9 protein-coding genes are annotated in these 11720 nt (G+C 74.0%); all 9 read right to left on the bottom strand.

What is annotated here, in order from left to right; translation table 11 throughout:
• Positions 1-7: 7 nt before the first annotated feature.
• Positions 8-433: a phage tail protein gene (locus tag LNK82_RS21685; protein ID WP_230568863.1), complete on the bottom strand. Its 426-nt coding sequence runs from the start codon at positions 431-433 to the stop codon at positions 8-10.
• Between the two features lie 36 nt (positions 434-469).
• Entirely contained in the window at positions 470-796 is a 327-nt protein-coding gene (locus LNK82_RS21680; protein ID WP_230568862.1) for a hypothetical protein, read from the bottom strand.
• Between the two features lie 2176 nt (positions 797-2972).
• Positions 2973-3131: a DUF6760 family protein gene (locus LNK82_RS21675; RefSeq protein WP_230568861.1), complete on the bottom strand. Its 159-nt coding sequence runs from the start codon at positions 3129-3131 to the stop codon at positions 2973-2975.
• Complete coding sequence (locus LNK82_RS21670; RefSeq protein ID WP_230568860.1) at positions 3128-3586, bottom strand: hypothetical protein; 459 nt, start codon at positions 3584-3586, stop codon at positions 3128-3130. Before LNK82_RS21670 ends, LNK82_RS21675 begins: the two co-directional genes overlap by 4 nt.
• Positions 3586-4029: a phage tail protein gene (locus tag LNK82_RS21665; RefSeq protein ID WP_053717825.1), complete on the bottom strand. Its 444-nt coding sequence runs from the start codon at positions 4027-4029 to the stop codon at positions 3586-3588. Before LNK82_RS21665 ends, LNK82_RS21670 begins: the two co-directional genes overlap by 1 nt.
• 33 nt (positions 4030-4062) lie before the next feature.
• Positions 4063-5580 (bottom strand): phage tail sheath family protein, encoded by a 1518-nt coding sequence (locus LNK82_RS21660; protein ID WP_230568859.1) that lies wholly within the window; start codon positions 5578-5580, stop codon positions 4063-4065.
• A 226-nt stretch (positions 5581-5806) separates the two neighbouring features.
• Positions 5807-7885, bottom strand: coding sequence for an AAA family ATPase (locus LNK82_RS21655; RefSeq protein WP_230568858.1), 2079 nt, complete (start codon positions 7883-7885; stop codon positions 5807-5809).
• A gap of 88 nt (positions 7886-7973) precedes the next feature.
• A complete protein-coding gene (locus tag LNK82_RS21650; protein ID WP_230568857.1) occupies positions 7974-8645 on the bottom strand; it encodes a Pvc16 family protein in 672 nt (223 codons plus the stop codon).
• Between the two features lie 16 nt (positions 8646-8661).
• On the bottom strand, positions 8662-11709 hold the full coding sequence (locus LNK82_RS21645; RefSeq protein WP_230568856.1) for a beta-propeller domain-containing protein: 3048 nt from the start codon (positions 11707-11709) through the stop codon (positions 8662-8664).
• Between the last annotated feature and the right edge of the window lie 11 nt (positions 11710-11720).

Raw genomic sequence — 11720 nt, 5'->3', positions numbered from 1 at the left:
CAACCTCTCAGGACGCGTCGATGCCTTCGTGGGCGAACTCCAAGGTCTCCACGGCGGCCTGGGAGCTCGACGGGTCGAACGACGGGCCCTGCCAGCGGACCGGGACGATGCCCTGCACCTGCCAGCCCGCGATCCGGGTGCCGTCCGGGGTGAGGGCGACGATCTCGCCGTCCTTGCGCTCGACCTTCTTGATGACCTCGTTGAGCCACTTGACGACCTTGGCGGTGTCCGAGGTGACCGGGCGGGTCATGGTGATGTTGGACCAGGTGATGCGGGTGGGCAGCTGCCAGGCGAAGCCGTTGTTGCCGCCCTCGGCGAACTGCTCCACCTCCATCTGCGCGCCCATGCCGTCGCAGGTGTGGAAGGCGCCGAGGTCGTTGCCCGCTATGGAGAGCCGGAAGAAGACGCTCGTGGCGAAGAGGGTGTCGGACATCGGGTGCCTCCTGGTTGTCGACCCGGTTCAGCTTGGTCAGCGGCGGCGGTCGTGCAGCAGGCCGGCGCGCTCGCGACCGTGGCGCAGCTCGGCGCGCAGGAGCCTGCCGACCGGTTCGAGCAGCCGGCGGGCCAGGTCGTCGAGGTCGTGGTGGGTGGGTCCGGGCCGTTCGGCCGCGGGTTTCGGGGTGGTGGTGCGTTCGGGGGCGCGTTGGACGGGTGCGGACGTCGTGGTGACGCGGACCGCCGGCGCCGCTTGGACCGGCTTCGGCGGTGTCGGTGGCTTCGACGTGGTGACGGGCGGGTGTTTGACCGGCTGGTGCGCGGCTTCTCGTAGATCGGCCGGTGGCGTCGGGCGGACCACGGCGCGCCGGCCGTCCTCTGCCCGTTTGGTGCCGGGTGGCGCCGGGGCCGGATGCCTACGCGCGTCCCCCTTGATCAGCGCGCGTTGGACATCGGGCCCGGTGCTCCCGTTGCCCGAGGGCCGGCGGGCCACCGAACCCCGGGGCGTCCACCTCAGTGGGACCGCCCGGTTCGCCGTGTTCCGCGGGAGGTCGGGGGTGGCGGGGGAGATCAGTGGCCGGTTCGGGAGCAGGGGTGTGGTGGTGATGTGGCGCTGCACGGTCGGGCGGGTCAGCGGGACGACCGGAAGTGGTGCCCGGTCTGGTGGCCGTGGTGTCGGTGCGGTGCGGTCGGTTTGGTGGTCCGGGTCGCCGGCGGTTCGTCGGTGCGGTGCGGCCGGCCGGTCCGCGGTGGTTGCGGTTGTCGCTCGGCGCTGCACCACGTCTCCGGTCGCCGTTCGCGCTGGTTCGCCGGTCGGCTTGGTAGCGGTGTCGTGAGGTAGGACGGCGTCGGCGGGTATCCGCGCGAGTGGCTCGCCCAGGGCCGGTCCCGTTCTCGGTTTGCTGCGGGCGGACGGGCGGTGTGGGTGCGCCGGTCCGGTTTCCGGCTTGCGCTGCACGACGGCATCGGCCGGTATCCGGGCAATCGGCTCGCCCAGGACCGCCGCCGTCCGCGACGCCCGCTGCGGCCCGGCGCTGGGGCCGGCTGGTAGTGGTGACGTGGTCGAGCTGTGTGCCACCGGAGTGACCGGCTCGCCCGGTCCCGGCGGTGCGATCGGTGACTCGGCGGCCCGGGGTGTGGTGGTCGACTCTTGTCTTGTCGGTGCTCCTTCGGCGACGACCCGGCGCTGCACCGCCGGTGTGCTCGTCGTCCGGGCGACCGGGATCGGCCGCAGCGGTGTCACGTCCCGGCGTGCCAGGGTCAGCGGGGTGCCGAGGGGGCGGAGTGGGACCGGGCCGGCTGATGATCGCTGCGCAATCGTCGGCCGCTGCGCCACCGGGACGACGGGGGCATCCTGGACGGCCCGGATCGTTTGGGTGGTTTGGCTGGCTCGGACCGGTTGGGCCGCTTGGCCGGCTGGGGTGGCTGGTGTGGAGGGGACTACCGGTGTTGCGGGTGACTGCTGCGGGACAGGCGGCTCCGGCGCGACTCGGGTGACCGGGGACATCGGGGTGACCGGTGATCGCTGCGCGATTGTCGGCTCTTGCGCCGGTGGGGAGATGGGGGCGACCGGCGTGACGGAGGGGCGCGATATGGGTGACCGCTGCGCGACGGTCGGCTCCTGGGCAGCTTGGGCGACGGGTGCGGTTGGTGCGACCTGGGAGGCAGGGGCAGAGGTCGGGGTGGCAGGGGCGCTCGGGGTGGCGAGTGACCGCTGCACGATCCTTGGCTCCGGCCCGACCGGCTCGACCGGCTCGACCTGAGCGACCGGGCTGACCCGAGCGATCGGGTTGACCGGGCTGACCTGAGCGACCGGGCTGACCTGAGCGATCGGGTTGATCGGGGTGGCTGGAATGGGCGGGCCGACCCGATCGGCCGGGGCGGCTGGGCCTGCCGGAGCGATCCGAGCGGCTCGGGTGGTTTGGGTAGCCCGGGCGGGCGAGTCAGCGGGTGATCGCTGCGCGACTGTTGCCGCCGGAGCCGCCGGAGCCGCCGAAGCCACCGGAGCCGCCGGAGGCACCGGGGGCGGAGGGGTGAGTCGGGCGACTGGGGTGGCCGGTGACCGCTGTGCCACCGTTGGCTTCTGGTCGACCTGTCCCGTCTGTTCGCCCTGGCCCGCCTTGCCGGCCTTGCCGCCCTGGCCGAGTTTGCCGACCGGGGCGGTGGTGCCGGTGGTGGGGGAGCGGGAAGTTTGACCAGCAGGAATGTCGGGCTGAGCGACTGTGAGCTGGTCCTTCCCGGCGTAGCCGCCGGACCCGCCGGTGGGTCGCGCCAGGCCGTGCATCACACCGACCGGAGCGCCGGGCAGGACCGCGTGGCCGAGGTCGCCGCTCAACGTGTGGTCCTGCCAAGCCGCCAGGCCACCCCGGAACCGCAGTCCGTCACTCACCGCGATGCCCTTGCGCTGGATCACCCCCTCCATCGGCCGGGTCGCACGCCAGCCGCCGTCCGAATCGGACCCAGGAGTCGGAGCGGACACCGCAGCCGGTGCCGGCGCCACGGCCTTGCGGCGGAACCTGTCCCAGAAGCCCATCAGGTCACCCCCCTTCGTTCACCCGCGTGTTGATCCGTGCGATCTCCCGGACCCACCGCCTGCGCTCGTGGTGCTCCAGGTCGAGGATCCGGTCCCGCTCCCAGTGGAAGTGGTAGGCCACGTACGCGACCTCCTCGTGCAGCCGGTCGGCCGCGTACGTCACGATTCCCCCAGGCGACCACCGGCCAGGTCGACCTCGAACCCGCTGCCGCACGACGGGCACGTCACCCCGGCGCGCGTGTGCCCCTCGCTGTTGATCCGCCGGTAGAAGTCCTGGAGGAACGCGATGTCGGTGGCGTACATCCGTTCCACCACGCCGACGTTCACCTCGTCCACGGTGCCCAGCTCGGTGATCACCATGCTGAGCAGCAGCACGCTGAGGTAGCCCGGGTTCTCCTTGACCCGCAGGTCGATCTGCGGGCGCAGCTCGTCGCGCGCCGTCGCCAGCCGCATCCGCCCGGTGCGGTGCACCGAACCCTCCGCGTCCACGTAGCCGCGCGGCAGCTCGAACTCGAACTCGGTGCGCAACGCGGGTTCCCGCGCCACGGCGGGTGGCGCCACGTCCGCGGGCTCGGCCAGCTCGTCCAACGAGTCCAGCCCGATCACCCGACGCCTCATCAGTCCTCCAGGGTGATGTCCTCGAAGGTGATGGTCACCTTCTCCAACGCGGCACTGGACTCGCCCGCCTTGAGCGACGGGCCCTCCCAGCGGCTGACCCACCCGTTGACCAGGTTCAGCCGCCGCTCGGTCTCGCCCTTGCTGTTCATGATCTCGATGGTGATGTTCTGGCGCGCCGTCTCGACGTCACCCTTGTTCACCGTCTCCTTGAGCCACTTGGTGAACTCCTTGCTCTTGTCCATCCCCCTGGTGACCGTGATCTCGCCGCCCTTGCGGGCGCCGGGCTGCTTGCGCAGCAACGGCTTGCCCTGCGGGGTCACCTGCGAGATCTCGACCACGTCCTCCTCGATCGTCACCCCGCTGACCTCCTGCAAGGACTCGACCATGTACGCGCCGAGCTGGAGGCCGAAGATGTGGGTGGAGAGAGCGTCGCCGTCTGCCATGACTGGTGCTGCCTTTCGGGGATCCGCGCGGGGTTATTCGCTGACGAGGCTGGTGTTGTCGGAGAACTGGGCGAGGCGGAAGACCACGAACTCGGCGGGCTTGACCGGCGCCACGCCGATCTCGCACACCACCTGGCCGAGGTCGACCGACTCCGGCGGGTTGTTGTCGCGGTCGCACTTGACGTAGAACGCCTCGTCCGGCGTGCGGCCGAACAGCGCGCCCTGCCGCCACTGCTCGGTGAGGAACGCGGTGATGTTGCGCCGGATACCGGCCCACAGCCGGTCGTCGTTGGGCTCGAACACCACCCACTGCGTGCCCAGGAGGATGGACTCCTCCAAGTAGTTGAACAGCCGCCGCACGTTCAGGTAGCGCCACGCCGGGTCGGACGACAGCGTGCGGGCACCCCAGATGCGGATGCCGCGGCCGGGGAACGTGCGCACGCAGTTCACGCCGACCGGGTTGAGCAGGTCCTGCTCGCCCTTGCTGAGCGAGACCTCCAGGTCGACCGCGCCGCGGATCACCTCGTTGGCCGGCGCCTTGTGCACACCGCGTTCGGCGTCGCTGCGCGCCCACACGCCGGCGACGTGACCGGACGGCGGCACGAACGCGTTGCGGCCGCTCGCCGGGTCGAAGACCTTGATCCACGGGTAGTACACGGTCGCGTAGCGGGAGTCGTGGTTCGCCTCCTCCATCCGCCACTTGTGCACCCGCTGCGGCGACATCCCGGGCGGCGCGTCCAGCACCGCCACCCGGTCGCCCATCTGCTCGCAGTGCGAGATCACCGCCGCCTGCACGGTCTGCACGCCCTCCAGGTCGATCAGGCCGCGCCGGTAGGCGCTCATCAGGTCGGGCACCGCCACCATCGTGACCTCGTCGACGTTCTCCAGGCCGCCGAACCCGGTGCGCGCCGCCGCGTCGCCGACGTACTCCTGCGCGTCGAGCTTCACGGGCGCGGCCGCCTTCGCGGCGGGCAGCGGGACCGACTGCTTGTCCGGCCTGGTCAGCGCCGTGCCGGACTGCTCGGTGACCTCGATCAGCTTCGAACGCTCGGCGACCTGGGTCACCACGTAGTTCTTGAGGTTCTTGCGGGTCGACACGTCGAAGGTCTCCACGACCTTGTCGCCCTGGCGGACCAGCAGCTTGAAGCGGTCCTCCGGCGGGCTCTCGCCGTCGGCGTCGGAGACCTCGACGGAGACGTCCGGGCCGGCGGCGGGCAGGGCGGAGATCCGCAGACCGCCCAGCGTCACGGGCACCGGTGCGGCAGGCACGTCCTCACCGTTGCCGGCGGCACCGCCCACGCGCACCACGTACGCCGCGCCGCCGCCGTTGGCGAAGTAGCCGTAGACGGCGTGCGGGAGGTAGGCGTCCTCGGTGAAGCCGCCGAAGTCGCGCACGTACTGGTTCCAGTTGGTGACCAGGGTCGGCTGGTGGAAGGGGCCTTGTTCGGCGAAGCCGACGAAGGCGGCCACCGCGGTGCCGACTCCCTCGATCGGGCGGGCACCGGTCTGGACCTCCTCCACGTACACGCCGGGCGAGAGGTACTGCGGCATGGTCGCTCCTTGTCTGCTCTTCCGCTCTGGCACCACCAGCGTCGCCCGCGCACGACCGCGGCGGCAGGACCGGCGGGCCCCGGTCGAGGGCACTCCCGGTGCACCAACAGGCAATCGGCCGCCCGGGACGCGCGGGAGGACAGCGGCAGATCGCGCGCGCCGAAGATCACCGGCCGTGCAGGCACGCCGAAGAACGCCCGTGGCGGGCGGGAGTGGTCCGAGGCCGTCACCGCGCCTGGTCGGTCTCCGGCCACGAGCCGAACTCGCCGGGCAGCACGAGCCTGCCGAGCTTGCGGTACTCCTGCCGCACGGCGGCCAGCACGTCGGCCATCCGCACCGGCCGCTCGGCGGCGGCGGCCAGGTAGGCGGCGGTCACCGCGCACGCCCGGATCGACCCGCCCGCCAGCTCGAACCGCTCGGCGCAGAACGCCAGGTCGAGGTCGTCCGCCCGGGGCATGCGCGAGCCGAGGCAGCGGTCCCACAGCGCGAGCCGCTGCGCCGCGCCGGGCACCGGGAAGTCGGCGATCACGTCGATCCGCCGCGTGAACGCCTCGTCCACGTTGGACCGGAGGTTCGTGGTGAGCACCGCGATGCCGTCGAAGGACTCCATCCGCTGCAACAGGTACGCCGACTCCATGTTGGCGTGCTTGTCGTGCGCGTCCTTGACCTCCGAACGCTTGCCGAACACGGCGTCCGCCTCGTCGAACAGCAGCACGCCGTGCACGCCCGCGGCCTCGGTGAAGATCCGTTCCAGGTTCTTCTCCGTCTCGCCGACGTACTTGTCCACCACCGACGACAGGTCGACCACGTAGAGGTCCATGCCGACCGCGCCGGCCACGACCTCGGCCGACATCGTCTTGCCCGTGCCCGACTCGCCCGCGAACAACGCCACCACCCCGCGCCCACGACCGCCGCCGGGCCGCATCCGCCACTGGCCCAGCACCCGTTCCCGGTGCCGTGCGCGCAGCACCAACTCGTCCAGCTGTCGCCTGGTCGGTTCGGGCAGGACCAGGTCGTCCCAGTCGACGCCGGGGGTGATCCGCCTGGCCAACCGCTCCAACCCGGCCCCGTTCTGCGCGCGCACCCCGGCCCGGACGTGCGCCAGGTCGACCTGCCGGTCCTCCAGCAGCGCCAGGCGCGCGGCGACGGTCACCGCGCGGTCCACCTCGTCGGTGCCCAGCCGGTACCCGGCCAGGTTCGCGACCAGCGCGGGATCGGCCGCCGTGCCGGTGACGTCGGCCAGCGCCCGCGCCCACCGCTCGGCCCGGCGGTCCGCGGGCGGCGGGGGCACGGGCACCGACACCACCGGGTGCGCCGTCCAGCGCGGGTCCCAGTGCCGCCTGCTGTGCAGGAACAGCGGCACGTCGCCGACCAGCACGGTGAGGTCGCGGATCAGCCGGGCGCGTTCGGGCAGCAGCGGTTCCAGCGGGCCGAGCACCAGCCCCGCGCCGCGCAACCGGGCCTCCCGGACGACCTCCGCGAGCGGCGGGTGCGGCCGGTCGGCCAACGCCGCGACGTCCAGCACCACGGCGTCACGACCGGCCGCGGCCAGGGCGTCCACCGCGAGCCGGCCCGCGTCACCGTCGGTGTCACGCAGGTGCACCGACCGGATGCCGGCCAGCAGCCCCGCGGCGAGCCGACCGGCCGACGGCTCCGGGTCGCCGCCCGCGGGCGCCAGGCGGGCCGTGCCGCCGATCGCCGGGTCGGGCTCGTCGTCGCCGAGCAGGTGGGCGACCACCCGGTCGGGCACGCGCAACGACCGGGACAACGCGGGCAGCCCCTCGTCCCGCACCTCGACCAGGCCGGCGGCGACCAGCGGCGCGGACGCGGCGAACCGGAACCGTCCCGAGCCGGCCGCGGGCAGCCCGCACAGTTCGAGCGCCAGCCCCACGGTCGCGCGGCGGCGGGTGAGGTCGTCGTTGAGGTAGCCGTAGAGGCGTTCGAACCGGGCGTCCACGTCCGGCGCCAGGGCCACCAGCAGGAACTCGACGTCCACCGGTTCGAGGCCGAACCGCCGGGCCAGGGTCAGCAGCCGCGGCCCGGGCTCGGGCACCAGCGGGGCGAGCACGTCGAGGTCCGGGTCCGCGTCCGGTGGCGGCAGCGGTTCCGGGTGCCCGTCGAGGATGCGCCCGACCGCGTCGGCGGTCAGGTAGAGACCGCGGTTCGGGTCGTCGGGCGACGGGTCGTCCGCCATCCGCACGGCGACCGCCCGGCGCACCCGCCACTCGACCGCGCCCAGCCTCGCCCACAGGTAGGCCAGGTCCTGCGCCTCGGCCGTCGTCGCCGTCCCGGTCGTCACGGTCATCGGTTCGCACCACCCTGTCGGTCACGGCGTCGGGTTGTGGGCCTGCCGGGCATCACGGCGGTCCGCGCGCGTGAGGGAGCCGCCGTCGTCATCGGATCGGGCCGCCGCGTCGCCGCCGGTCGGCGGGGCGGGCACGGGCGGGCGCGAAACCGCTGTCGCCGGCGACGTCGTCGTAACGCAGCCTGCGGGCGTCCTCCTCGGGGCCGCCGATCAGCACCAGACCACCGGCGGCCGGCGGGGCGAGCGGGGTCAGGACGCCGGCCACCGGTGCCGTCACCACCAGGTTGACGGCCGGTTTGAGCCGCCCGCCGAGCGCCGACCACACGTCCGTCGCCGCACGGCCCTCCGACACCGGGCCGCCCGACTCCAGCAGCACGCTCAGGTCGAGCTCGGCCAACGACCCGGTCAGCCACTCGGACGCCAGCCTGCTGTGGCCCGCCAGGCAGACCAACGCCCCCGACAGCAGCCGGTGCTCGTCCTGCGGCCGGTTCGTCCACGCCGTCACCAGGTAGGACAGCCGGAACCAGCGCGGCGGCCTGCGGTGCCCGACCAGCTCGCCGCCCTCGAACACCTCCAGGTCGCCCGCGCTGCGCCTGCTCTCGTCCTCGCGGATGTCGTAGAGGAACACGTTGACGGTCGGCGCGTTGCGCCGTGCCGTCCAGTCGGTGGTCGGCGCCTCGAACGCGAGCTCACCACCGCCACCGGGCACGCCGCCGGCCTGGAGCAGCCGGCGGATCCCCTCGTCGACCTCATGGATCACCGCAACCTCCTCGTCGTCACCTGCGCCGGACCTCATCGGGCGGCCCCACGGAGCCGGGCACGACGAGGAACTCGGTGGTGGCGGGCTCGAAACCGGCCCCGGCGGCGGTGATCGTCCGCCGTCCGGTCTGGTCCTTGGCGAGGACGAGCAACTGCGCGGTGAACCCGCCGTCCGGGCGCGGGACGGTCGGTGCCGCCGCCGCGGTGATGCCGGGCGACCAGGACAGCCGCACCGGCACGCCGGGCGGGAAGTCCACGCCGCGCACCGACGTGACGAAACCGGGTTCGCCGATCGGCGGCACGGCCACGATCCGGGGGCGCAGCACGCGCATCGGCGCGGCGGCCGCGTTGTCCGCCGGGTCGGCGTCGGTGCCGGTCGTGCGCAAGGTCCCGCGCACGGTGGTCTGGAGCGGCGCGTTCGGCGCGAGGACGACCTGCACGACCTGCGACGCGCCCGGCGGCAGGTCCGGCAGCGCGCACCCGGTGTTCGCGCACCCCGGCGGCAGGGTCGCCACCGGCACCTGCGCGGGCAGCGCGAAGTCCAGCCGCAGCCCGGTGGCCAGGGCTCCGCCGCCGTTGCGCACCGTGTAGCTCACCGTCGCCCGTCCGCCCACATAGGACGGATCCGGCTGCACCACCACGGCCAGCGAAGGACCGGCCGGCGGCACGGCGGGCGGCGGGGCGGGCGGCGGCGGTCCGGTCACCGGGTCGCGCACCGGGATCGCCGTCGCCGCGGCGTTGTCGGACGGCAGCACGTCGAGCACGGCGCCCGCCACCGACCAGGTGACGCTGCGCCGTCCGGGCACCACGCCCACCACGTCGGCGACGACGTCCAGGGACCCGCCCGGCTCCACCACACCGAGGTCGCACCGCAACCCGGCCACGTCGCACGTGCCGCGCGCGGGGCGCAATGCCTCCAGCCGCACGCCATCCGGGACCGCCACGGTCAGCGCGGTGCCGGGCGACGTGGCCGGACCCCGGTTGACCACGGTCACGGTCACCGGCGTGGTCGTGCCGGTGTCCGCGTCCGGCGTGGTGCCCGGCGCCTGCACGGCCAGGTCGACCGTCTGCTGCCAGGTCGGCTCCTTCTGCCTGCCCGGCAGGTCGGCCGTGATCCGCCGCACCTCGCCCGTGCCGAGGTCGACCACGGCCAGCTCCTCCGGCGACCGGAGATCACCCACGCGGCGCGCGGTCAGCACCACGCGGTCGCCGTCGGGCGAGAACGACACGTCCCTGGGCTGGAACGGCCCCGAGGGCGGCGCGGTCAGCGGTGTGGCGCACGTGTTCGCCCCCGCCGGCAGCACCACGCGGCACCCGTCGTCCGCCAACGACACCAGCAGCACGCCGTCGGCCTCGCGGTTGAACGCCAACGCGCGCCCGTCCGGGCTGAACACCGAGCTGTCGTCGGTCACCTCGCAGTCGAACCCGCAGACCGCCGCCGACACGTCCCGCTGCCGGTCCAGCGTCCCGGCACGGGCGGTCCACACGTGGTTGTCGCGCACCTCGCCGGTGGGGCCGTCGAAGACCCGACCGCGGGTGAACGCGAGCGTCGTGCCGTCCGGCGACCACGCGGGCTGCGTGTCCTCCTGGTCGGCGGCGGACGGCGGCGGCCTCAGCCGCCCCACCACGGCGCCGGTGGCGGCCTCGACCACCACGATCCGGCTCGCGCCGCTGTCCGGTCGCACCCCGCCGGGCGTGCGGCGGGCGAACGCCAGGAACCGGCCGTCCGGCGACCAGACCGCGTCGAACTCCCAGTCCGCCGGCTGCCGATCGGCGACCGGCAGCCGGCGCGGGTTGCCGCCGTCCGCGTCCACCAGCCACAGCCGCTGCACCCGCCGGCCGTCGGCGTCCTCGAACCGGCTCAGCGCGATGGTGCGGCCGTCGGGGGAGTAGGACTGCCGCTGCGTCCACGGGTCGTAGCCGGCACGAGGGCGGAACAGCAGGTTGGGGTCGTCGGCGACCCCGGGGTCCTCGCGCAGCACGGGCACGCCCAGGTCGCGCGGGTCCGAGCCGTCCGGCCGGACGTCCTGGAGCGTCGCGGTGAAGTAGGTCTCGGCGGTCGTGCGGGCCACGACCAGGTGCTCGCCGCGCGCGTCCACCAGCCACGTCGGCGAGGTGACCGCGCGGTTCTCCGCCAGCAGCAGGCCGGGCGCGGTCGTGACGGGCAGGCCCGGGCCGGTGTCGACCCGGTACACCTTCTCCACGTCCGGGTCGGCCGGGCACGAGCAGACCTGGTCGGTGCTGAGGAACAGCAGACCGGCGCCGTCCGGCTGCCACACCGGCCAGCGGCCACGCCACCCGGCCTGGTCACCGCCCAGCACCGGCGCGCCGACCCGGCCGCCGTCGAGCACGCGTGGCCGCGGGACGCCGCCGACGTCCAGGGTGTAGGCGATGCGGCCGTCACGCGGGTTCCAGTCCGGCTCGCCCGCGTCGCCGTCCGGCTCGTCGGTGAGCCGGGTGACCCGGCCGCCGCCCACCGGGACGCGGTAGATCTCCCGCTCGCCGTCGCGGTCGCCGGAGAACGCGACGCTCGCGCCGTCCGGTGCGAACGTCGGCCACGTCTCGTCGGACGGCGTGTCGGTCAGCCTGCGCAGCCCCGTGCCGTCCACGCCGACCAGCCACAGGTCGCGCGCGCCGTCCTCGCGCGAGTCGAACACCACCGTGCGCAGGTCGGGGGACAGGCGGGGGTGGCCGGCGTCGAGGCCCTCGGTGAGCCTGCGCACCGAACCGTCGGTCGCGCGCAGGTACACCTGCGGCTGCGGCCCGTCGCGCAGGCTGGTGAACACCACCAGCCCGCCGCGCGCCGAGACGTGGTCGTCGTGGTGCGCGGGTCCGGCGCCGAACAGCGGCGCGCTCGGCCGCAGCTGATCGGGCACGGGACCGGTGACCGCGCCGAGGCTGCGGTGCCCGGTGCCCGCGTAGGCGATCCGGCCGGACACGGCGTCGTCCTGGAGCACTGCCGCCGACACCGATGTGGCGACGTCGTGCACCGCGACGACCGCGGCGCTCAGCGCCACCGCCGCGCCGATCGTGGCGAGGGGTCGGGTCGGCAACCAGCTCGACAAGGTCCCACCTC

Origin of the sequence: Saccharothrix luteola, from assembly GCF_020859565.1 — a bacterium.
In the GTDB taxonomy this organism is placed as follows: domain Bacteria; phylum Actinomycetota; class Actinomycetes; order Mycobacteriales; family Pseudonocardiaceae; genus Actinosynnema; species Actinosynnema luteola.
Note: the sequence above shows the minus strand (reverse complement) of the source record. Positions and strands in the feature narration are given on the sequence as shown.

Excerpts from the sequence above, each read along its gene's own strand:
- LNK82_RS21685 (WP_230568863.1), bottom strand. The coding sequence starts at position 433 with ATGTCCGACACCCTCTTCGCCACGAGCGTCTTCTTCCGGCTCTCCATA.
- LNK82_RS21665 (WP_053717825.1), bottom strand. The coding sequence starts at position 4,029 with ATGGCAGACGGCGACGCTCTCTCCACCCACATCTTCGGCCTCCAGCTC.
- LNK82_RS21660 (WP_230568859.1), bottom strand. The coding sequence starts at position 5,580 with ATGCCGCAGTACCTCTCGCCCGGCGTGTACGTGGAGGAGGTCCAGACC.
- LNK82_RS21655 (WP_230568858.1), bottom strand. The coding sequence starts at position 7,885 with ATGACCGTGACGACCGGGACGGCGACGACGGCCGAGGCGCAGGACCTG.
- LNK82_RS21670 (WP_230568860.1), bottom strand. The coding sequence starts at position 3,586 with ATGAGGCGTCGGGTGATCGGGCTGGACTCGTTGGACGAGCTGGCCGAG.